The sequence below is a fragment of the Streptomyces sp. SAI-135 genome (assembly GCF_029893805.1).
Classification (GTDB): domain Bacteria; phylum Actinomycetota; class Actinomycetes; order Streptomycetales; family Streptomycetaceae; genus Streptomyces.
Map to the genome: position 1 here is coordinate 908,702 of NZ_JARXYP010000002.1, position 20,448 is coordinate 929,149.

The window sequence follows — 20,448 nt, forward strand, 5'->3', positions numbered from 1 at the left end:
GCGGCCATCGGGTCCTGCCCAGGGAGGATTCACCCACCGGCGTGTACTGCGTTCTCAGTAGCCGCAATGGTCGGCGGTGGTACGACGACACCGGCCCCGGTGTGGGACAGACTGGCGATCCGGACCGCGGGCGAGGGGGGACACGTGGCCCTCGGCCGGCACGGGTCGCCGTGGCCGCACCCGGCGACCGCGGCCACCATGGTTCCAGGACGACCGGAGAGCCCATGAGCATCCCCCTGCGGCGCTACGCCGACGATCATGTCCGTACGGTCGTCGCCATCACGGCCGGGCTGCGGCTGCCCGGACTCCCGCACGGCGGCGAGGGGAGGCCCGGCAGCGACCGGCCGGACCCGGCGGAGCACCCCCGGCTCTCCATGGGGCCTTCCGCCGCGCCACGCCAGGAACGGACCCCGTGACCATCCGTATCCTGCTCGCCGACGACCAGGCCCTGCTGCGGGCCACCTTCCGGATTCTCATCGACTCGTGCGAGGACATGGAGGTGGTGGCGGAGGCCGCCGACGGTGCCGCCGCGGTCGACCTGGCGCGGGCCCACCGTCCCGACGTGATCCTCATGGACATCCGCATGCCGGGCACCGACGGTCTGGCCGCCACGTCCGCGATCTGCGCCGATCCGGAGCTGTCGGACACCCGGGTGCTGATCCTGACCACGTTCGAGATCGACGAGTACGTCGCCCAGGCCCTGCGGTCCGGGGCCAGTGGCTTCCTCGGCAAGGACGTCACCGCCGAGGCCCTGCTCGGCGGCATCCGCACGGTGGCGGCCGGCGACTCCCTGCTCTCCCCCCGGCGCCACCCGCACCCTGATCACCCGCTTCCTCGCGGCCCCGGGGCTCGGCACCCGCCTCGCGGCCGCGGACGACCTGACCGGTCTCACCACCCGGGAGCGCGAGGTGATGGCGTGGGTCGCCGAGGGGCACTCCAACGAGGAGATCGCCGGGAAGCTCTACGTCAGCCCCCTGACCGTGCGTACCCACGTCCACCGCGCGATGACCAAGCTGGGCGCCCGTGACCGCGCCCAGCTCGTCGTGATGGCCTACCAGTCGGGTCTGGTGCAACCGCTGCCGCCCGAGGAGCGCTGACCCCTCAGCCCTCGGCGAGTTCCTCCAGCCACTGCTGGAGCAGCGCCGCCTCCGCACTCGTAAGGGCGGGCGGCAGATCGGCACGCAGACGGGCCGCGAGTGTCGCCGCCGCGACGGGCACCGAGCCGTCCTCCCGGGCCGCGCCGGCGACGGTGCCAGTGCCGGTGTCGGCGGGCCGGGTCACCGAGTCCAGCACCGCGTCGCGCAACCGCTGCGAGAACTTCGGGTCCGCGTACTGCTCGGGCCTGGTCAGCATCGACAGGGCCGCCCCGACATTGGCGGACATGATCATCTGTGTGGCCAGGGCGGGCGGCACCGTCAGCCGCCCCTCGGCCGCACAGCGTTCGAGGATGCCGTGCAGCAGGTCGTGCGCCTCCTGGGCGGCCGCCGGGGGCACGGTCAGCTCGGGCGAGTACATCAGCCGGTAGTGGCTGGGGTGCTCCAGCGCGAAGCGCATGTGGTTGTCCCAGCCGCTCTTCAGGTCCTCGACCGGGTCCGCGCTCGGCCTGGCCGCCCGCTTCGACGCGAGGTACTGCTCGAACCCGCGGTCCACCACGGCCGCCAGCAGACCGGCCTTGTCGCCGAAGAGCCGGTAGAGCATCGGCGCGCCCACCCCGGCCTTCTCGCACACCGCGCGCGTGGAGACATCGGCCGCCGACGCGCCGGCCAGCAGCTCGGCGGCCGCCTCCAGGATCTTTTCCCTCGCATCCATGCCCTCACCGTACGCCATTCGTAGCGGTGATACGAGCTGAGGGTTATCGCTGCTACGCAACTGTGTTATCGTCGATACGAGAAACTCGTAGCAGCGCTAACAAAGGATGCAGTCATGACCACTCAGCCCCGGACGGAACAGCGTGTCGCGATCGTGACCGGCGGCTCGCGCGGCATCGGTCGGCAGATCGCCGAGCGGCTCGCCGCCGACGGTTTCGCGGTCGTCGTCGGGTACGCGGGCAACAAGGCCGCCGCGGACGACGCCGTGCGCGCCGTCGAGGAGGCGGGCGGCACGGCCTGCGCCGCCCGCGCGGACGTCGCCGACGAGACCGCCGTCGCCGCCCTGTTCGACCTCGCGGAGGCGAGGTACGGCGGTGTCGACACGGTGGTGCACTCCGCGGGCAGGATGCCCCTCTCCCCGATCGCCGAGCTCGATCTCGCCGATCTCGACGCCCTGTACCGCACCAACATCCGCGGCACCTTCGTCGTCGACCAGCAGGCCGCGCGTCGGCTGCGCCCCGGTGGCGCGCTCGTCAACCTCTCCAGTTCGGTCGTCGGGCTCGCCTTCCCCGGCTACGGCGCCTACGCGGCCAGCAAGGGCGCGGTCGAGGCCGTGACCCTGATCCTCGCCCGTGAGCTCCGCGGCCGTGACGTCACCGTCAACGCCGTGGCCCCCGGCCCGACGGCGACCGACCTCTTCCTCGACGGCAAGGACGAGGAGACCGTCGCCCGCCTGGCGGCGCAGCCCCCGCTGGAACGCCTCGGCACCCCGAAGGACATCGCCGACGTCGTGTCGTTCCTGGTGAGCCCGGCGGGCCACTGGATCAACGGCCAGGTGCTGCGGGCCAACGGCGGCATCATCTGACCGCGGAGGCGTGGGGCACGCTCCCCACCGCCGGGTGGAGAGCCCCCGCGAGGACTCCCGTGCCGAGTCCTGCCCGGGTCGACGGCCTACCAGGAGAGCTGATGAACCCGTACCAGGAGGGCTGAGAGGCCCCCGGGCCGCGCCCGTTCAGGGGAAACCGGTGCGCGGGGCGCGTGGCGGACGGTGCTCGCGTCGACAACTCACCCGTGACCCTGCCGCTGATCCCGCCCATGCTCGCCACCCCCGGCACCCTGCCGCCCGCCTCACAGGACGCGCGCTGGGCCTACGAGACCAAGCAGGACGGCCAGCGGGTGGTGGCCTACCTCACCGGCGACGGCGAGATGGTGCTGCGCGCCAGGTCCGGGGAGGACATCACCGCCGCCTACCCCGAACTGCGCCCGCTGGGCACCGCGCTCGGCAGCACGCCCGCGGTGCTCGACGGGGAGATCCTGGCCCTGGACGAACAGGGCCGCGCGGACTTCCAGTTACTGCAACCGCGCATGCAGTTGGCCCACTCCCCCGGCAGGGCCGCACGCCGGGCGGCCGAAGCACCCGTGCACCTCGTGCTGTTCGACCTGATGCACCTGGGCCGGCGTTCCCTCCTCACCCTCCCCTACGTGCGGCGGCGGGCCCGTCTGGACGAACTGCAGCTCGCCGGAGCCCGCTGGTCCACCCCGGCCGCCCTCGTGGGCCACGGCGAACAGGCCCTGCGCGCCACCCGTGAGCACGGCCTGGAGGGCCTCGTCTGCAAACGCCTCGACTCGCCGTACGAACCGGGAGTGCGCTCCCGCGCCTGGATCAAGATCCGCAACATGCGCAGCGAGGACGTCGTCGTGGGCGGCTGGCTGCCCGGCAAGGGCCGGCTCACGGGCCTGCCGGGCGCGGTGCTCGTCGGGCAGCGGGGCGAGGGCCGGCTGCGGTACGTCGGCAGCGTGGGCACCGGCTGGAGCGAGACGGAACGCACGGAGCTCGCCTCGCTGTTGGCGGCCGCGGCGACGGACGCGTGCCCCTTCGATCCCGTGCCGCGGGTCCCGGGCGCGCGCTGGGTACTGCCCCGGCTGGTCGGCGAGGTCCGCTACAGCACCCGTACCCGGGCGGGGTTGCTGCGGCAGCCGTCCTGGCTGCGGCTGCGGCCGGATCTCGCGCCGGAGGACTCCTCGGCCGACCTCCCCGACGCGCCCTCGTGATCCGGATATTGGGCGAGCCGTAACCGGAGCGACGCCTTCACCCTCTTGGCGCGGACATGAAAAGCCGGGAAGCTGAACTCCCCAGTAACCCACAGCCGTTGGGCTGCGCCCGGATCACGAGGAGGACGCAGTGTCGTCACCGTCGTTCAAGAAGCACCGCACGCGATGGTTCACCGGACTGGCCGGCGCCGCGGCGCTCGTGCTCGCCTTCCCCGCCGCCGCGTTCGCCGCCCCGCCGACGGCGCTGCCCGCCAACGCCGAGAGCGCCGAGCTCACCTACCAGCCCGCCTTCGACTACGACACGGACGGCTGCTACCCGACGCCCGCCATCGGCCCCGACGGCACGATCAACGGCGGTCTGAAGCCGACGGGTTCGCTCAGCGGCGACTGCCATGACGCCTCGGACCTGGACAACACCAACACGTACTCGCGCTACAAGTGCAACAACGGCTGGTGCGCCTACATGTACGGCCTGTACTTCGAGAAGGACCAGGCGCTGGCGAACAGCAGCATCGGCGGGCACCGGCACGACTGGGAGCACGTCGTGATCTGGGTGCAGAACGGCGCGGTCCAGTACGTGTCGACGTCCAACCACGGCTCGTTCACCGTCAGCGCGGCCTCCGGCGTCCGCTTCAGCGGCACCCACGCGAAGATCGTCTACCACAAGGACGGCATCAGCACGCACTGCTTCCGGCTGGCCAACTCGAACGACGAGCCGCCGGAGAACGCCAAGGGCACCTGGCAGTACCCGCCGCTGGTCGGCTGGAACGGCTACCCCTCGGGGCTGCGCGACAAGCTGAGCGCGTACGACTTCGGCAGCGCCAACTTCGGCCTCAAGGACGCCAACTTCGCCGCCCACCTGTCGTCGGCGAAGCCGTCGGGGATCTCCTTCGACCCCAACGCCTGACCCGGTGGCACGATCGGGCGCTGGACCTAGGTCCCCCGCGCCCGCGGGTTCCGTCCCGCGCCCGATCCACCCCGGCCCGGCCCCGCATAGCGTCCTGTTCATGGACACGACCGAAACGAGCGACACGAGCGGGCACCTCGAAGAGGCCCTGGACCGCGTCCACGCGGCAGGGCCGGAGCGGGAGGGCTGGCTGAGCAACCACGCCCCCATGGTGGTCGAGGCACTCGCGGCGCACGGGCAGGCCGGCGCGGTGCACCGGTGGCTGGACCTGTACCGGGACAAGCTGGAGGACTTCCCCGACCGCACCGACCCCGTCACGGACGACAACTGGCGCTCGGCACTGGGCGAACCGCGCCGGATCGCGGACTGGACCGACTACTACTCCCGCTCGCTCGCCGAGCGCCCCTGGCAGGACGTCCTCGCCGAGTGGTGGCCGCGCCTGCTGCCGGGCATGTACGGCGGTGCCACCCACACCGTCATCCGCGTGGGCCATGCCGTCCGCGCCGTGCGGGCGAAGGAGAACACGCCCCGGCTCACCGAACTCGCGCACGCGCTGGGCTACTGGGCGGCACGGCACCAGCCCGTGACCGGGCTCGCGGAACTGCCGGGCGCGAGAACGGCCGCGGACGCCCTGGAAGCCGTACCCGCCATCGAGCCGGGCCACCTGGGATTCCGCAACCGCCTGGCCGCCGTACACCGGCTGCCCATGTGGGCGCGCGACGTCACCGATCCGGACACCGCGAAGGAGCGGCTCACCGAGCTCGTCCGCGCGGCGACCCACCGCTACGCCACCCATGGCCACGGCGAGCCGACCATGCTCGTGCACGCGGCGACGGCGCCCAACGCGGTGCTGCGGACCCTGGACTCCCTGCCCCGCGACCAGTGGGTGCCGAGCCTGCACGCCGCCTGGACGGCCTCGGCGGCGGTCACGGCGATGTACGCGCCCGCGGCACCGGTCGCCTACGTCCCTCCCGCGCGGCTCACGGCGCAGGAGGTCGTGGCACGCGCCCTGGCCCACGGCGACGAACACGTCATCAAGCTCACCGACACGGCCCTGGACATCGGCGACGAGCAGGCCCTCGCGGCCGCCCTGCGCTCGGTCGAACTCAGCGAGCCGCTGACCTGAGACCTGTCCCCGCATCATGTCGCACAGGACCGGCCCCGCATCCGATGATGGCCGAATGGATCTTCACGAGGAACTGCCCGCCGCCGTCGGCTCCGAGGCCCTGCTCGCCCTCGCCGACACCCACCACGCCCGTCCCGCCCGGCCGTTGGGCACCAGGGAGGCCGCCGGTCACCTGGTGAAGGTGTACGCGCTGGAGGCGCCCGGCCGCACGGTGTCCGACCAGGACGCCGAGGCCGGGCTGCGGATCGCGGCGCGCCATCTCGAACTCGGCCCGCTGCGGGGCTCCCTGGGACTCGCCGTCCTGATCGTGCACGCGGGCGGCGACGGCGACTACCTCCTGGTCCACAGCTGGATCGAGGGCCACATGGCGGACCTGGCGATCTTCGCCGGACCGGCGGGCAGGCCCGACGCCCTGCGGCCCGGGCGGGCGGGACTCGCGCCCTGCGTGTGGGAGGCCGCCGTACTCGCGCACGAGCGGGACGCCTACTCCCGGCACGTCCTGGGCGGCACCGGGCCGCTCGCCGGCCGGCTCACCGCCTGGGGCGCGGACACGATCGCGGGCGAGATCCGATGACCGGCGCTCCCCTGGTCCGGCAGGCCGTGCGCGCCGACCTGCCCGCCGTCGCCGAACTGGCCGCCCGGCACGCGGAGTACGAGCGGGCGGCGCCGCCCCCGCGGGACCTGCCCGACCGGCTGGCCGCGCTCCTCTTCGACACCCCCGCGCCCCGTCTGCGCTGCCTGGTGGCCGAACTCCCGGACGGCACACTGGCCGGCTACGCCACCTGCGCGCCCGAACTCTCCACCTGGGAGGGCCGCGAGTACCTGCACATGGACTGCCTGTTCCTGCTCCCCGGGCACCGCGGTCTCGGACTCGGCGTGCTGCTCATGGACGCCGTGGTCGCCGAGGCCCGCACGCTGGGACTGGAGGAGGTGCAGTGGCAGACACCGACCTGGAACGACGGGGCGATGCGGTTCTACGACCGCTTGGGCGCCCGCCCCAGGCAAAAGGTGCGCTACTCCCTACCCGTCGGACCCTGAGTGTCAAACACGGAACCTCCGCAGGGTCTATCGTGTCCCGCATGTCTCTCCCGGAACTTGTCCGTATCGTCTCCCGCGACTCGCCGATGGCGCTGGCCCAAGTGGAGCGTGTCCGAGCCGAGTTGACGGCCCTGTACCCCGCGGTGCGCACCGAGGTCGTGCCGGTGCGGACGACCGGCGACAAGTGGATGGGCGACCTGTCCAAGGTCGAGGGCAAGGGCGCGTTCACCAAGGAGGTGGACGCCGCACTGCTGGCCGGCGAGGCGGATCTCGCGGTGCACTGCGTGAAGGACGTGCCCGCCGACCGCCCGCTCCCGGCGGGCACCACCTTCGCGGCGTTCCTCAAGCGCGACGACGTCCGTGACGCCCTGATCCACCCGGGCGGCCTCACCCTGGACGAACTGCCCGAGGGCACCCGGATCGGCACCTCCTCGGTGCGCCGGGTGGCCCAGCTGGCCGCCACCCACCCGCACCTGGAGTGCGTGCCGTTCCGCGGCAACGCCAACCGGCGCCTCGCGAAACTGGCGGCCGGCGAGGCGGACGCGCTGCTGCTCGCGGTCGCCGGTCTGGAGCGCATCGGCCGCGAGGACGTGATCAGCGAGATCCTCTCCCCCGAGACGATGATGCCGCCGATCGGCGCGGGCATCCTCGCCCTCCAGTGCCGGGAGGGCGACACCGAGCTGATCGACGCGGTCAGCGCGCTGGGGGATCCGGACACCTTCCGCGAGGCGACCGCCGAGCGGATGTTCCTGCATGTGCTGCAGGGTCACTGCAACAGTCCGATCGCGGGCTACGCGCGCGTGGACCAGGGGGGCGAACTGTCCCTGCGGGCCTGTGTGTTCACCGCGGACGGCAAGACGCGGCTCAACGCCCACGAGTGGGCGGGCCGGCTCGATCCGGCCACGCTGGGCACCTCGGTCGCGGTGGCGCTGCTGCGTCAGGGCGCCCGCGAGATCATCGACGGCATCCCGCACTGATGCCCGCGCGGGATCAGGCGGTGCCCTCTTCGGCCTGGTCCCGCAGGAAGTTGCTGATCTGGCAGGCCAGACCCTCGCGGGCCGTGCCCACGTGCGCGGCGCCCTCGTCGAGTCCGATGCCGCCCGCCCACAGGCGGCGGTCGGCCCACTCGTCGTCGACGCGCAGCTGGATCTGCACGTCGATCTGACCGAGGCTCGTCTCGGGTCCCGCCGCGAACAGCACGGCGGTGGCGCGGCGCAGCGGGTAGACGTCGAACCCCTCGATGAACTGCGAGTTGCGCCAGTCGATGAAGGCGCTCTCGCCGTCGGGCCCGATCCGCACGTCGATCTGACCGTCCTCGAGATGGACGGTCGGATGCCGGTCGCCCCTGTTCTCGACGGTCACCCGGACGCTGAAATACGTGAGCCCTTCGGCGGCGTCGTCGCGTCCACGCGGCGGTTCGGCCGCCTCCAGACGGTGGACGCGGACACGCAGACCGGCATGCTCGTCGTACTCCTGCCAGTCCCCGACCACGTTCGGCTCGTACACAGTGCACCTCTTCGACCTCAGAGAGCTGCTTCCTATCTGTGTGCTCAATGCACTGTCAAATGAGCAGAATGCGCTGTGGCCAGGGAATTCACCCCCTTTGATCGCTGATCAAGCCGTGCGCAGGAAGAATCCGCCGATCGGCTGGAAAAACCCTTCCGCGGGCGTGCCGCACATCACGTTCCCCGTGCATGATCAACGGGCCAGCCGGCCGAGGAGCGAGGAGGCCGCGGTGATGCCGAGTGCGGCGGCCAAGGCCAGCACCCCGAAGTCGAGCGCGAGACGGGCGGGCGTGCCGAGCAGCAGGCCGCGCAGGGCGTCGACCTCGTAGCTGAGCGGGTTGACCTTGCTGACGGCCTGGAGCCAGCCCGGCATGACGGACAGCGGGTACAGGGCGTTGGAGCCGAAGAAGAGCGGCATGGTGATGGCCTGCCCGATGCCCATCAGGCGGTCCCTGCTGAGCACGATGCCGGCGATGGTGATCGACAGGCAGGAGAAGAACGCCGAGCCGAGGATCACGATCGCGCCGACGCCCAGGAGCCTGAGCGGGTTCCAGGTCAGGGACACCCCGAGCAGGGCGGCGATGAGGATGACGACGACGGCCTGGATCAGCGACTTCACCCCGGCCGCGAAGGCCTTGCCGGTGGTCAGCGCCGAGCGCGGGGTGGGGGTGACCAGGAGCTTGTTGAGGATGCCCGCGTCCCGCTCCCAGATGATCTGGATGCCGTAGAAGATCGCGATGAACATCGCCGACTGGGCGATGATGCCGGGCGCCAGGTAGTCGAGGTAGGGGATGCCCCCGGTGGGGATCGCCTTGATGCGGGTGAAGGTCTGGCCGAAGATCAGCAGCCACAGGGCGGGCTGGACCGCGCGGGTGTAGAGCTCGGTGCGGTCGTGGCGGAGCTTCTGGAGCTCGACGGCGCACATCGCCGCGACCCGGGCGGGCAGCACCCGCCAGCCCGCGCGGGGCTCCGGCGGCTTCAGCAGCAGACCGATGTCAGCCGACGCGGTGCGCGGTGCGGCGGGTGCTTCGGACATCGCGGAAATCCCCTCCCTCGTCCTCGAGCCCGCTGCCGGCGACGTCACGGAAGACGTCCTCCAGGGTGGGCAGGGTGTCGGTGCCCCGCTTTTCGGCCAGTCCCCGCCTGAGTTCACCCGGGGTGCCGAGGGCGCGGACGCGGCCGCGGTGCATGAGGCCGACCCGGTCGCAGTACTGGTCGGCCTCGTCCATGTAGTGCGTGGTGACGAGGACGGTCATGCCGGTCGCCTCGCGTACGGCGTTGATGTGCTCCCACACGCCGGTGCGGGCGATCGGGTCGAGGCCGATGGTGGGCTCGTCGAGGATCAGCAGCCGGGGTGCGCTGACCAGGGCCTGGGCGAGTTCCAGCCGGCGGACCATGCCGCCGGAGTAGGTGCCGGCGAGCCGGTCGGCGGCGTCCGTGAGATCGACGGCGGCCAGGGCCTGGGCGACGCGTTCGGCGCGTTCCTTGCGGGCGACGTCGAAGACACGGGCGAACAGGGTGACGTTCTCCCGGCCGGTCAGGTTCGCGTCGGCGGACAACTGCTGCGGGACGTAGCCGAGCAGCCTGCGCACGCCCATCGGGTCCTCGGCGGTGTCGCGGCCGAAGACGTGGATCATGCCGGACGGGACCGGGAGCAGGGTGGTGATGCAGCGGAGGGCGGTGGTCTTGCCGGCGCCGTTGGGGCCGAGCAGTCCGAAGACCTCGCCCTCGCCGACGGTCAGGTCCAGCCCGTCCACGGCTCTGGTGTCGCCGAAGGCGTAGGTCAGCCCCGTGCAGGAAACGGCTTGGGATGTCATGTCTCCTCGGCCTCCTCGTGCAGATCGACGGCGAGCGCGCGCAGGGCGGGAAGCGCGGCGCGCAGGGCCTCCTGATCGGCCGCGTCCAGCCGGGTGACGTGCCGGCTCACGAGCGCGACCCGCCGCTGCTTCCAGTCCCTGAGCCGCACCTCTGCCTTCCCGGTGAGCAGCAGCCGGACGGCGCGCCGGTCGGCGGGGTCGGTCTCGCGGACCAGGTACCCCTGCTTGACCAGCTGATTGACCAGGGTGGAGACGGAGTTCCCGGCCAGGAACAGCTCCTTGGCGGCGTCGGAGACACCGATGCCGGGCCGGGACTCCACCAGGCGCAGCAGCTCGACCTCGGCCCCGCGCAGCCGCGGCACGGTCAGTCCGGCGCGCAGCCTGCGCCTGAGCAGCCGCTGGACGCCGACGAGCGCGTCGGCCAGCTCTTCGGGGAAGGTCTCCTCCTCCACACCCGCGAGATTACCTCTGAGTCAGAGGTATCTCACCCAAGGTCTGGTCAAGCAATACGTGCGGATTGCTGTTTTTGTTTCATTTCATCCCATAACGGGAATGAGGTTCTACGTGCTTCGGACAGGAGGCACGTCCGTGGGGACCCCGTCCGGCGGGCCCCGGACCTCTCCTCAGAGTCCGAGTACGCGTCTCCCACGGTGTCTGTCCCTCCAGCACCCGCTCAGGGAGGTGCGCGACATGTCCGTCGCCACCAGAACCAAGCCGCATCCGCACGACGACGCCCCCGACACCAACGCGGCGTTCCGGCGCCTGGCCCGCCTGCCCGAAGGCCCGGAGCGCAAGGCCCTGCGGGACGAGCTCGTGGAGCTCTGGCTGCCCATGGCCGAGCGGATCGCCGTCCGCTTCCGCGGTCGCGGGGAGTCCCTCGAAGACCTCTACCAGGTGGCCGCCCTCGGGCTCGTCAAGGCCGTCGACCACTACGACCCGGCTCGCGGCAGCGCCTTCGAGGCGTACGCCGTGCCGACGGTGACCGGCGAGATCAAACGGCACTTCCGCGATCACATGTGGACGCTGCACGTGCCGCGCCGGGTGCAGGACCTGCGCAACCGGGTCCGGCAGGCCTCCAAGGAGCTCGCGCAGAACCCCGGCGGGGCGCCCACCGTCGCCGAGATCGCCGAGCGGGCGCACCTGACCGAGGACGAGGTGCGCACCGGTGCGGAGGCGCTGGAGTGCTTCACCGCGCTGTCGCTGGAGGCGGAGATGCCCGGCACGGACGGCTACGCCCTGGGCGACGCGCTCGGCTGTCCCGACCCCGCTTTCGACGTCGTCGTCGACCGGGTGGCGGTCGGGCCCCGCCTCAAGGCCCTGCCCGAGCGCGAGCGGACCATCCTGTACCTGCGGTTCTTCCGCGGCATGACCCAGAGCGGCATCGCGGAGGAACTCGGCATCTCCCAGATGCACGTCTCCCGGCTGCTCAGCACGTGCTGCGCGCAGCTGCGCGAGGAGGTCCTGGCCGACGACGGCTGAGCCCCTCACACAGGGTCAGTCGGGTCACGCGCCCGGAATCTGCGTGGGGCCGTAACGGTCGAGCGCCTCCTCCAGCTCCACGCGGATCTCCCGGGGGATCTCTCCCGAGCGCCCCCAGATGAGGATCAGCTCCGCGACGTTGCGCAGCTTGATGTTGGTGTGCTGGGAGACGTCCTTGAGGACCTGCCAGCCCTCGTCCGGGGTGATCCTGCCGAGCGCGACGACCATGCCGATGGCCTGGTCCACGACCGCGTGGGAGGCGACCGCTTCCTTGAGCTGGCCGATCTCCTCCTGGAGGGCGAAGATCCGGTTCGACTCGTCGGCTGGTTCGTTCGGTACGACTGGCACCTCTCCATCCTGTCACCGGGGCAGACCCCCGCCACCGGGCGGAGGCGAACGGGCCACCGTTTCGGCGGCGCCCCCGGGGTACTCGGCAGGCGCCCGAGGCGGATCCGGACGGACACTGGGGGAAGACCGCCCGGTGGGCCGCCGGCCGACGAGAGCAGGACGCGACTGCCATGAACCACGATCCGAGACATCCCACCGCGACCGCGGACGTCGTCTCCACCCACCCTGTCTTCGGGGCCCCCTGCTGGGTGAGCCTGACCAGCCGCGACCAGCAGGCCACGGAGGACTTCTACGGGGCCGTCCTCGGATGGGAGTGGAAGCCCGCGAAGCTCGGCGAGCGCTTCCGGGTCGCGCTGGCGGACGGCACGCCGGTCGCCGGGATCGCCGCGGTGGCGTCGATGTGGCAGATGGCGGTGGCCTGGACGCCGTACTTCGCGGTGCCCAGCGCCGACGAGGCGGCGGCCCGCGTGCAGGAACGCGGCGGCACGCTGGCCGTCGGCCCGCTGTCCTTCCCGCCCGGCCGGGCGGCCCTGCTCTCCGACCGCGACGGGGCAACCTTCGGTGTCTGGGAGGGAGACCTCGTCGCCAGCTGGGAGGTCTGGCGCCGGGCCCAGCCCGCCTTCGTCCGGCTGCACACCCGCGACGCGTTCGACGCCGCCATCTTCTACGGCGAGGTCCTGGACTGGGCCACGGAGCGCCCCGACTGCTGTGAGGTCCGCTACGAGGGCGGCGAGGTGGTGCTGCGCAGCGGGGGTGACGTGGTCGCACGCATCGAGTCGGGGGCGCTGGGCTCGGCGCCCGATCCCGCGATCCGGCCGCACTGGCAGGTCCACTTCGCGGTCGCCGACGTGGCGGCCTGCGCCAGGGCGGCCGAGGTCCACGGCGGCAGCGTCCTCTCCCACGAGCCGTCCGAGGCCGTACTGCGCGACCCGGACGGCGCCCAGTTCACGATCACGACCCGCCGGACCCGCTGAACACGGGGCCCCCAAGCCGTACTGCGCAGCCTCGGCCCCGGCTCCCACGACCCCCCACACCGCACGTCCAGGACAAGGCCCGGCGCCCCGCCTGCCCTGCGCCCGCGAGAAACGCCCGCCAGGCAGCCGAGGCCGAGGACCGCACGTCGCCGGCGCTTTCGTCCTAAGCACGCCCATGGGCCCGCACCGGCGCCCCGGCCTCGGCCCGCACCGCACGATCGGAACGATGGCCCCGCGGCCCCGCCTGCCCTGCGCCCGTGAGAAACGCCCTGCCGAGCAACCCGAGACCCCGCGCCCCGCCGTCGCCTTCGTACCGGGTGCACCCGACGCCTGACCGGCGCCCCAGCGCACCATCACCTCACATCACCCGCGATGAAGGGCGAGGCCCGGGGGCCTCGCCCTTCATTCGTGCACCGCGCGTTGCGGTGTCGCCGTTCACGGACCCCCGCGGGAGGGGCGCGACAGCAGGACCAGGCTGCGGGCCTCGACCGTCATCTCCGTGCCGGCCTTGTGTTCCGCCTCGTCGGCTCCCTGGGGTTCGGCCGTGTCGAGCACGGTCGTCCAGCGTTCGCCGTAGGCCGGGTCCGGCAGCCGGAAGTCGACGGGCTCCCAGTGGCCGTTCAGCAGCAGCAGGAACGAGTCGTCGACCACCCGGTTGCCCCGCGGGTCGGGTTCGGCGATGGCGTCGCCGTTGAGGAACACACCGACCGCGTGGGCGTCGGAGCGCTGCCAGTCCGCCTCGGCCATCTCTCGGGCGTCCGGCAGCAGCCAGACCAGGTCGGGCAGCGGCTGCCCGGCGTGCGTCACGGTCTCGCCCCGGAAGAACCGGCGCCTGCGCAGAACGGGATGTGCCGTGCGCAGACCGATCACGTACCGCGTGAACTCGGCGAGTTCACGCTGCTCCTCGCTCAGCTCCCAGTCGATCCAGGAGATCTCGTTGTCCTGGCAGTAGGCGTTGTTGTTGCCCCGCTGCGTGCGGCCGAGCTCGTCGCCGTGGCAGAGCATGGGGATGCCCTGCGAGAGCAGCAGGGTGGCGAGGAAGTTCCGCTGCTGGCGGGTCCGCAGCTCCAGGATCGCGGGATCGTCGGTCTCGCCCTCGGCCCCGCAGTTCCAGGACCGGTTGGTGCTCTCACCGTCCTGACCGTCCTCACCGTTGGCCTCGTTGTGTTTGTCGTTGTACGACACGAGGTCGCGCAGGGTGAAACCGTCGTGCGCGGTCACGAAGTTGACGCTGGCACGCGGGCGCCGCCGGCTGTGCTGGTACAGGTCGGAGGAGCCGGTCAGCCGGGAGGCGAACTCCCCGAGCGTGTGCGGCTCGCCCCGCCAGAAGTCCCGTACGGCGTCCCGGTACTTGCCGTTCCACTCCGACCACAGCGGAGGGAAGTTGCCGACCTGGTAGCCGCCCTCCCCCACGTCCCACGGCTCGGCGATCAGTTTGACGCGGCTGATCACCGGGTCCTGCTGGATGAGGTCGAAGAACGCCGACAGCCGGTCCACCTCGTGGAACTGCCGGGCCAGGGTGGCCGCGAGGTCGAAGCGGAAACCGTCGACATGCATCTCGGTCACCCAGTACCGGAGTGAGTCCATGATCAGCTGGAGCACGTAGGGGTGCCGCATGAGCAGGCTGTTCCCGGTGCCGGTGGTGTCGTAGTAGTGCTCCCAGTCCCCGTCCACCAGCCGGTAGTACGAGGCGTTGTCGATGCCCCGGAAGGAGAGCGTGGGACCCTTCTCGTTGCCTTCGGCGGTGTGGTTGTAGACGACGTCGAGGATGACTTCGAGGCCGGCCGCGTGCAGCGCCTTCACCATCGCCTTGAACTCGGTGACCTGCTGGCCGCGGGTGCCGTGGGCGGCGTAGGCGTTGTGGGGGGCGAAGAAACCGATCGTGTTGTAGCCCCAGTAGTTGGCGAGGCCGCGGTCCTGGAGCACCCCGTCCTGGACGAACTGGTGCACCGGCATCAGCTCGACGGCGGTGACCCCGAGCGAGGTCAGGTGGTCGATCACCGCGGGGTGCGCGAGACCGGCGTAGGTGCCGCGCAGTTCCGGCGGGACGTCCGGGTGGGTGCGGGAGAGCCCGCGGACGTGGGCCTCGTAGATCACGCTGTCGGCGTACGGCCGCCGGGGCGGCCGGTCGTCGCCCCAGTCGAAGGCCGGATCGGTGACCACGCCGAGCATGGTGTGCCCGGCGCTGTCGGCCTGGGGGGTGTGCAGCGAGGGGTGGCTGTCCACCTGCCCGTCCACCGCTTTGGCGTACGGGTCGAGGAGCAGTTTCGCCGGATCGCACCGATGGCCGAACGAGGGCTGCCAGGGTCCGTGCACCCGATAGCCGTAACGCCGGCCCGGTCCCACGCCCGGCACGTAGCCGTGCCAGACGAATCCGTCGACCTCGGTCAGCGGGACGCCGGTGTGGGCGCCCCGCTCGTCCACCAGAACGAGTTCGACACGCTCGGCGACCTCGCTGAACAGGGCGAAGTTGGTGCCCTCTCCGTCGAACGAGGCGCCCAGCGGGTAGGGGTGCCCGCTCCAGGCCGGCACCCGCTTCCCGTTCCCGCCCGGCTTCTTCCTGGACGACGCCATGCTCAGCACCCGCCGTCGTCGGCGGCGGCGGCCAGGGCCGCGACCGGCATCTCGCGCGGCACCTGGAGCACCTCCCGCAGGCTCGGGGCGGGGGCCGTCGGCACGAGCGGGACGCGCTCGCCGGCGCGGGCCCGCTGCGAGAACCAGATGACCTTGCTGCCGGTGTCGGTGGCGCAGCAGCCCCAGCCGTCGCTCATCGCGGCGATCCGTTCGAGGCAGGCGCGCAGATCCAGGTCCGGGCGCAGGTCGCAGTCGTTCTCGGCGACGGCGGTGATGAGGTGCTGACCGTTCCACCACAGCTCGATCGAGGTGTTCTTGTCCGTCGCGTGCTCGTCGATGGCCTTGAGCAGCAGCTCGGCACCGCGGCAGACGGGCTCGACCAGGGTGTCCAGGTCCCAGAGCCGTAGGTGGGCGGCCAGGATGCGCCTGACCTGCCCGACCCGTTCCGGGCTGACCTCCACGTCGAGGTGGTAGTAGCAGGGCACTGCGGTCTTCATCGTCGCTCGCTCCTCACCGGCGAAGCTCACGCTCCCCCCGGCCCCCGCGGGACCGGGCCCCGAAACACGGAGCGTGAGCGCTGATCGCTTCAGAGTCACTCCAGAGTGGGAGTGCTACGCCATTCGTGCAACACGAGCGACCGCTGAGGTAGTTGAAGAGCCAACAAGACGCTGAGTCGTTACGCGTGCACCATGAGTGAAGATCTCGCGAGCCCCGGATCTGCTCCAGCCCGAAAGGTGGACGGCGCCATGCTGCTACCGGCCAAAGCCGAAGTCGCCCGGCAACTGCGGCGCTACCGCGCCTGGGAGCGCGTCATGCTGGCCTCCCCCGCGGACCGCGACGTCCGGGCCACTTTCGAGGACTCCGGCTACACGCTGTGCGTGCTGATGGGCAAGCGGTGCGCGCGTGAGGCGGCCGAGGCGGCCGAGCGCTATCTGCGCAGCAGCGTGGTGGCCTATCTCCAGGAGCAGAGCGACCTCCCCCGCGCGGGAGCGGTCGCGAGACGCGGTCCGCCGGTCTCGGCGGAACGTTCCCCCGCGGGGAGGTAGCCCCCTTCCGGCGCAGCTTCGATCCCCGGCCGGGCGCAGTCAGCGTCCGGCCTCGAGCACGGCGGAGGCGAGAGCATGAGTTCCACCCCGGTCATCGGCCGCATCCCGGTTCGGGACGTCCGCCCTGCCGTCGATTCCGGCAGGCGTCCGGTGAAGGCGGTCGTGGGAGAGACCTTCGAGGTCACCGCGACGGTGTTCCGCGAGGGCCATGACGCGGTCGCCGCGAACGTCGTCCTGACCGACCCGGAAGGGCGGCACGGCCCCTGGACCCCGATGCGCGAACTGTCGCCCGGCAGCGACCGCTGGGGCGCGGAGGTCACCCCTGACGTCGAGGGGCGTTGGACGTACCGCGTCGAGGCCTGGAGCGATCCGGTCGGCACCTGGCGCCGCGTCGCCCGCATAAAGGTTCCCGCAGGTCTCGACACCGGGCTGGTCCTGGAGGAGGGCGCGGAGCTCTACACCCGTGCGGCGGCGGGCGTCCCCGAGGGACCGCAGCACGCGGTGCTGCTGGCCGCGGCGGAGACGCTCGCGGACGACTCCCTGCCGGTCGCCACCCGATTGGCCGCAGCGCTGACTCCTGACGTGGACGCGGTCCTCGCCCGTCATCCGCTGCGGGAGTTGATCACGGCGTCGGAGTCGTTGCCGCTGCTGGTGGAGCGGGAGCGGGCGTTGTTCGGCTCGTGGTACGAGTTCTTCCCGCGTTCGGAGGGCACGCCCGAGCGGCCGCACGGCACGTTCCGTACCGCGGCGCGGCGGCTGCCGGCGATCGCGGCGATGGGCTTCGACGTGGTCTACCTGCCGCCGATCCACCCGATCGGGACCACGTTCCGCAAGGGCCGCAACAACACGCTGTCCGCCGGGCCCCAGGACGTGGGGGTGCCCTGGGCGATCGGCTCGCCGGAGGGCGGGCACGACGCCGTCCACCCGGATCTGGGCACGATCGAGGACTTCGACTGGTTCGTGCAGCAGGCGGCCGGGCAGGGTCTGGAGATCGCGCTGGACTTCGCGCTGCAGTGCTCGCCGGACCATCCCTGGGTGCACAAGCACCCGGAGTGGTTCCACCACCGCCCGGACGGCACCATCGCCTATGCGGAGAATCCGCCGAAGAAGTACCAGGACATCTACCCGATCGCCTTCGACGCGGATCTGGAGGGGCTGATCGCGGAGGCCTGCCGGGTGCTGCGGCACTGGATGGGTCACGGGGTGCGGATCTTCCGGGTGGACAACCCGCACACCAAGCCGGTGGTGTTCTGGGAGCGGGTGATCGCCGACATCAACGCCACCGATCCGGACGTGATCTTCCTGGCGGAGGCGTTCACCCGGCCGGCGATGATGCACACCCTGGCGCAGATCGGTTTCCAGCAGTCGTACACGTACTTCACCTGGCGCAACACCAAGCAGGAGCTGACCGAGTACCTGAGCGAGCTGTCGGGTGAGGCGGCCTCCTACATGCGGCCGAACTTCTTCGCCAACACCCCCGACATCCTGCACGCCTTCCTCCAGCACGGCGGCCGGCCCGCGTTCGCGCTGCGCGCGGTGCTGGCCGCCACCCTCTCGCCGACCTGGGGCATCTACTCCGGCTACGAACTCGCCGAGAACACCCCGCTGCGCGAGGGCAGCGAGGAGTACCTCGACTCGGAGAAGTACCAGCTCAAGGCCCGCGACTGGGACACCCCCGACTCCCTCGCCCCGCTGATCACCCAGCTCAACACCGTCCGGCGCCGGCACCCCGCCCTCCAGCGCCTCAGGAACATCCGCTTCCACCACACCGACAACGACATGGTCATCGCCTACAGCAAGCGCACCGGCGACGACACCGTCCTGGTGGTCGTGAACCTGGATCCGCACCACACCCAGGAGGCCACGGTCTCGTTGGACATGCCGCAACTCGGCCTGGAATGGCACGAGTCCCTGTCCGTCCACGACGAACTGACGGGTGAGACCCACCACTGGAGCAGAAACAACTACGTGCGCCTGGAGCCCGGCCGGGCTCCCGCGCACCTGTTCCAGTTCCGTAGGTCGGCGCCTCAGATCGGAGGATCCACAGCGTGACTGTCAACGAGCCCGTCCACGACACCTTCGAGGACACCCCCGCCAAGGACCGGGATCCCGACTGGTTCAAACGGGCCGTCTTCTACGAGGTCCTCGTCCGTTCCTTCCAGGACAGCAACGGCGACGGCGTCGGCGACCTCAAGGGCCTGACCGCCAAACTCGACTACCTCCAGTGGCTCGGTGTCGACTGCCTGTGGCTGCCGCCGTTCTTCAAGTCACCGCTCAGGGACGGCGGGTACGACGTCTCGGACTACACCGCCGTGCTGCCGGAGTTCGGTGACCTCGCCGACTTCGTGGAGTTCGTCGACGCCGCCCACCAGCGCGGCATGCGCGTGATCATCGACTTCGTCATGAACCACACCAGCGACCAGCACCCGTGGTTCCAGGAGTCCCGCAAGGACCCCGACGGCCCCTACGGCGACTACTACATGTGGGCCGACGACGACAAGCAGTACGAGGACGCGCGGATCATCTTCGTCGACACCGAGGTCTCCAACTGGACCCACGACCCGGTGCGCGGCCAGTACTACTTCCACCGCTTCTTCTCGCACCAGCCGGACCTCAACTACGAGAACCCGGCCGTCCAGGAGGAGATCCTGGCCGCCCTCCGCTTCTGGCTCGACCTCGGCATCGACGGCTTCCGTCTCGACGCCGTCCCCTATCTGTACGCCGCGGAGGGCACCAACTGCGAGAACCTGCCCGCCACGCACCAGTTCCTGAAGCGGGTGCGCCGCGAGATCGACGCGATGTACCCGGACACGGTGCTGCTCGCGGAGGCGAACCAGTGGCCGGAGGACGTCGTCGACTACTTCGGCGACTACCAGGCCGGCGGCGACGAGTGCCACATGGCCTTCCACTTCCCGGTCATGCCCCGCATCTTCATGGCGGTCCGCCGCGAGTCCCGCTACCCCGTCTCGGAGATCCTGGCCAAGACCCCGGCCATCCCGCAGAACTGCCAGTGGGGCATCTTCCTGCGCAACCACGACGAGCTGACCCTCGAAATGGTCACCGACGAGGAACGCGACTACATGTGGGCCGAGTACGCCAAGGACCCACGGATGCGCGCCAACATCGGCATCCGCCGCCGGCTCGCCCCGCTGCTCGACAACGACCGTGACACGATCGAGCTGTTCACCGCGCTGCTGCTGGCCCTGCCGGGCTCGCCGATCCTCTACTACGGCGACGAGATCGGCATGGGCGACAACATCTGGCTCGGCGACCGGGACGCCGTCCGCACCCCCATGCAGTGGACCCCCGACCGCAACGCGGGCTTCTCCACCGCCGACCCGGGCCGGCTCAACCTGCCGATCATCATGGACCCGGTCTACGGGCACCAGGTCACCAACGTCGAGGCGTCGATGGCCTCCCCGTCCTCCCTGCTGCACTGGACCCGCCGCATGATCGAGATCCGCAAGCAGAACCCGGCGTTCGGCCTCGGCACCTTCACCGAGCTGCACTCCTCCAACCCGGCGGTGCTGGCCTTCCTGCGGGAGTACGAGGACGACCTGGTCCTGTGCGTGAACAACTTCTCCCGCTTCGCGCAGCCCACCGAACTGGACCTGCGCGAGTTCGACGGCCGGCACCCGGTCGAGCTGTTCGGCGGAGTGCGCTTCCCGGCCATCGGTGAGCTGCCGTACCTGCTGACCCTCGGCGGGCACGGCTTCTACTGGTTCCGGCTCTCCCGAGTCGCATCCCGCATCGGCCGACGCCATTGAGCGTGCC

General features: G+C 71.2%; 21 protein-coding genes and 1 pseudogene. 14 read left to right on the plus strand and 8 right to left on the minus strand.

Features of this window, described 5'->3' with window-relative positions; translation table 11 throughout:
• The first annotated feature begins 224 nt into the window (after positions 1-224).
• Positions 225-416, plus strand: a complete 192-nt coding sequence (locus M2163_RS08480; protein ID WP_280893616.1) for a hypothetical protein — start codon at positions 225-227, stop codon at positions 414-416.
• Positions 413-1,097, plus strand: a pseudogene (locus M2163_RS08485) (response regulator transcription factor). The gene M2163_RS08480 and the pseudogene M2163_RS08485 overlap by 4 nt, the downstream one beginning before the upstream one ends.
• Before the next feature lie 4 nt (positions 1,098-1,101).
• Here the strand turns inward: M2163_RS08485 and M2163_RS08490 are convergent.
• Positions 1,102-1,809: a TetR/AcrR family transcriptional regulator gene (locus tag M2163_RS08490; RefSeq protein ID WP_280893617.1), complete on the minus strand. Its 708-nt coding sequence runs from the start codon at positions 1,807-1,809 to the stop codon at positions 1,102-1,104.
• Positions 1,810-1,923: 114 nt separating this feature from the next.
• Between M2163_RS08490 and M2163_RS08495 the strand changes: the two genes are divergently transcribed.
• From M2163_RS08495 to hemC, 7 genes are all read left to right on the plus strand, one after another.
• A complete protein-coding gene (locus M2163_RS08495) occupies positions 1,924-2,673 on the plus strand; it encodes an SDR family oxidoreductase (protein ID WP_280853422.1) in 750 nt (249 codons plus the stop codon).
• Between the two features lie 206 nt (positions 2,674-2,879).
• On the plus strand, positions 2,880-3,860 hold the full coding sequence (gene ligD, locus M2163_RS08500; protein ID WP_280893618.1) for a non-homologous end-joining DNA ligase: 981 nt from the start codon (positions 2,880-2,882) through the stop codon (positions 3,858-3,860).
• Between the two features lie 130 nt (positions 3,861-3,990).
• Positions 3,991-4,767, plus strand: coding sequence for an NPP1 family protein (locus tag M2163_RS08505; protein ID WP_280853420.1), 777 nt, complete (start codon positions 3,991-3,993; stop codon positions 4,765-4,767).
• Positions 4,768-4,867: 100 nt separating this feature from the next.
• The gene (locus M2163_RS08510; protein ID WP_280893619.1) at positions 4,868-5,893 is read left to right on the plus strand and encodes a questin oxidase family protein; all 1,026 of its coding nucleotides are present in this window, start codon (positions 4,868-4,870) and stop codon (positions 5,891-5,893) included.
• A 55-nt stretch (positions 5,894-5,948) separates the two neighbouring features.
• A complete protein-coding gene (locus tag M2163_RS08515) occupies positions 5,949-6,467 on the plus strand; it encodes a hypothetical protein (RefSeq protein WP_280893620.1) in 519 nt (172 codons plus the stop codon).
• Positions 6,464-6,931 carry a GNAT family N-acetyltransferase gene (locus M2163_RS08520; RefSeq protein WP_280853417.1) on the plus strand — a complete coding sequence of 156 codons (468 nt, stop codon included), beginning with the start codon at positions 6,464-6,466 and terminating at the stop codon, positions 6,929-6,931. The genes M2163_RS08515 and M2163_RS08520 overlap by 4 nt, the downstream gene beginning before the upstream one ends.
• Positions 6,932-6,972: 41 nt before the next feature.
• Positions 6,973-7,908, plus strand: a complete 936-nt coding sequence (gene hemC, locus M2163_RS08525; protein WP_280893621.1) for a hydroxymethylbilane synthase — start codon at positions 6,973-6,975, stop codon at positions 7,906-7,908.
• Between the two features lie 13 nt (positions 7,909-7,921).
• On the opposite strand, the gene M2163_RS08530 is transcribed toward hemC, so the two are convergent.
• The 4 genes from M2163_RS08530 to M2163_RS08545 all read right to left on the minus strand — a co-directional run bounded on the left by M2163_RS08530 (position 7,922) and on the right by M2163_RS08545 (position 10,705).
• Complete coding sequence (locus M2163_RS08530; RefSeq protein ID WP_280853415.1) at positions 7,922-8,437, minus strand: hypothetical protein; 516 nt, start codon at positions 8,435-8,437, stop codon at positions 7,922-7,924.
• A gap of 192 nt (positions 8,438-8,629) precedes the next feature.
• Positions 8,630-9,472 carry an ABC transporter permease gene (locus M2163_RS08535; RefSeq protein ID WP_280893622.1) on the minus strand — a complete coding sequence of 281 codons (843 nt, stop codon included), beginning with the start codon at positions 9,470-9,472 and terminating at the stop codon, positions 8,630-8,632.
• On the minus strand, positions 9,432-10,253 hold the full coding sequence (locus M2163_RS08540) for an ATP-binding cassette domain-containing protein (protein ID WP_280893623.1): 822 nt from the start codon (positions 10,251-10,253) through the stop codon (positions 9,432-9,434). The genes M2163_RS08535 and M2163_RS08540 overlap by 41 nt, the downstream gene beginning before the upstream one ends.
• Entirely contained in the window at positions 10,250-10,705 is a 456-nt protein-coding gene (locus M2163_RS08545) for a MarR family transcriptional regulator (RefSeq protein ID WP_280893624.1), read from the minus strand. Before M2163_RS08545 ends, M2163_RS08540 begins: the two co-directional genes overlap by 4 nt.
• Before the next feature lie 238 nt (positions 10,706-10,943).
• Between M2163_RS08545 and M2163_RS08550 the strand changes: the two genes are divergently transcribed.
• Positions 10,944-11,732, plus strand: a complete 789-nt coding sequence (locus M2163_RS08550) for an RNA polymerase sigma factor SigF (RefSeq protein WP_280853411.1) — start codon at positions 10,944-10,946, stop codon at positions 11,730-11,732.
• A 24-nt stretch (positions 11,733-11,756) separates the two neighbouring features.
• Here M2163_RS08550 and M2163_RS08555 read toward each other — a convergent pair whose 3' ends face one another.
• Entirely contained in the window at positions 11,757-12,080 is a 324-nt protein-coding gene (locus M2163_RS08555; RefSeq protein ID WP_280853410.1) for an ANTAR domain-containing protein, read from the minus strand.
• Positions 12,081-12,250: 170 nt separating this feature from the next.
• On the opposite strand from M2163_RS08555, the gene M2163_RS08560 reads away from it, so the two are divergent.
• Entirely contained in the window at positions 12,251-13,054 is an 804-nt protein-coding gene (locus M2163_RS08560) for a VOC family protein (protein ID WP_280853409.1), read from the plus strand.
• A 435-nt stretch (positions 13,055-13,489) separates the two neighbouring features.
• On the opposite strand, the gene glgX is transcribed toward M2163_RS08560, so the two are convergent.
• Together glgX and M2163_RS08570 are read right to left on the minus strand one after the other, a co-directional pair.
• On the minus strand, positions 13,490-15,628 hold the full coding sequence (glgX, locus tag M2163_RS08565) for a glycogen debranching protein GlgX (RefSeq protein WP_280893625.1): 2,139 nt from the start codon (positions 15,626-15,628) through the stop codon (positions 13,490-13,492).
• 2 nt (positions 15,629-15,630) lie between these two features.
• Positions 15,631-16,125 (minus strand): pep a2, encoded by a 495-nt coding sequence (locus M2163_RS08570; protein ID WP_280853407.1) that lies wholly within the window; start codon positions 16,123-16,125, stop codon positions 15,631-15,633.
• Between the two features lie 249 nt (positions 16,126-16,374).
• On the opposite strand from M2163_RS08570, the gene M2163_RS08575 reads away from it, so the two are divergent.
• From M2163_RS08575 to treS, 3 genes are all read left to right on the plus strand, one after another.
• The gene (locus M2163_RS08575) at positions 16,375-16,674 is read left to right on the plus strand and encodes a DUF5133 domain-containing protein (RefSeq protein ID WP_280893626.1); all 300 of its coding nucleotides are present in this window, start codon (positions 16,375-16,377) and stop codon (positions 16,672-16,674) included.
• A gap of 75 nt (positions 16,675-16,749) precedes the next feature.
• Complete coding sequence (locus tag M2163_RS08580) at positions 16,750-18,726, plus strand: alpha-1,4-glucan--maltose-1-phosphate maltosyltransferase (protein ID WP_280893627.1); 1,977 nt, start codon at positions 16,750-16,752, stop codon at positions 18,724-18,726.
• On the plus strand, positions 18,723-20,441 hold the full coding sequence (gene treS, locus M2163_RS08585) for a maltose alpha-D-glucosyltransferase (RefSeq protein ID WP_280853404.1): 1,719 nt from the start codon (positions 18,723-18,725) through the stop codon (positions 20,439-20,441). The genes M2163_RS08580 and treS overlap by 4 nt, the downstream gene beginning before the upstream one ends.
• Positions 20,442-20,448 lie beyond the last annotated feature (7 nt).

Coding starts and splice junctions, on each gene's coding strand:
- M2163_RS08480 (WP_280893616.1), top strand. CDS start 225: ATGAGCATCCCCCTGCGGCGCTACGCCGACGATCATGTCCGTACGGTC.
- M2163_RS08490 (WP_280893617.1), bottom strand. CDS start 1,809: ATGGATGCGAGGGAAAAGATCCTGGAGGCGGCCGCCGAGCTGCTGGCC.
- M2163_RS08495 (WP_280853422.1), top strand. CDS start 1,924: ATGACCACTCAGCCCCGGACGGAACAGCGTGTCGCGATCGTGACCGGC.
- M2163_RS08510 (WP_280893619.1), top strand. CDS start 4,868: ATGGACACGACCGAAACGAGCGACACGAGCGGGCACCTCGAAGAGGCC.
- M2163_RS08515 (WP_280893620.1), top strand. CDS start 5,949: ATGGATCTTCACGAGGAACTGCCCGCCGCCGTCGGCTCCGAGGCCCTG.
- M2163_RS08520 (WP_280853417.1), top strand. CDS start 6,464: ATGACCGGCGCTCCCCTGGTCCGGCAGGCCGTGCGCGCCGACCTGCCC.
- hemC (WP_280893621.1), top strand. CDS start 6,973: ATGTCTCTCCCGGAACTTGTCCGTATCGTCTCCCGCGACTCGCCGATG.
- M2163_RS08535 (WP_280893622.1), bottom strand. CDS start 9,472: ATGTCCGAAGCACCCGCCGCACCGCGCACCGCGTCGGCTGACATCGGT.
- M2163_RS08540 (WP_280893623.1), bottom strand. CDS start 10,253: ATGACATCCCAAGCCGTTTCCTGCACGGGGCTGACCTACGCCTTCGGC.
- M2163_RS08550 (WP_280853411.1), top strand. CDS start 10,944: ATGTCCGTCGCCACCAGAACCAAGCCGCATCCGCACGACGACGCCCCC.
- M2163_RS08560 (WP_280853409.1), top strand. CDS start 12,251: ATGAACCACGATCCGAGACATCCCACCGCGACCGCGGACGTCGTCTCC.
- glgX (WP_280893625.1), bottom strand. CDS start 15,628: ATGGCGTCGTCCAGGAAGAAGCCGGGCGGGAACGGGAAGCGGGTGCCG.
- M2163_RS08570 (WP_280853407.1), bottom strand. CDS start 16,125: ATGAAGACCGCAGTGCCCTGCTACTACCACCTCGACGTGGAGGTCAGC.
- M2163_RS08575 (WP_280893626.1), top strand. CDS start 16,375: ATGCTGCTACCGGCCAAAGCCGAAGTCGCCCGGCAACTGCGGCGCTAC.
- M2163_RS08580 (WP_280893627.1), top strand. CDS start 16,750: ATGAGTTCCACCCCGGTCATCGGCCGCATCCCGGTTCGGGACGTCCGC.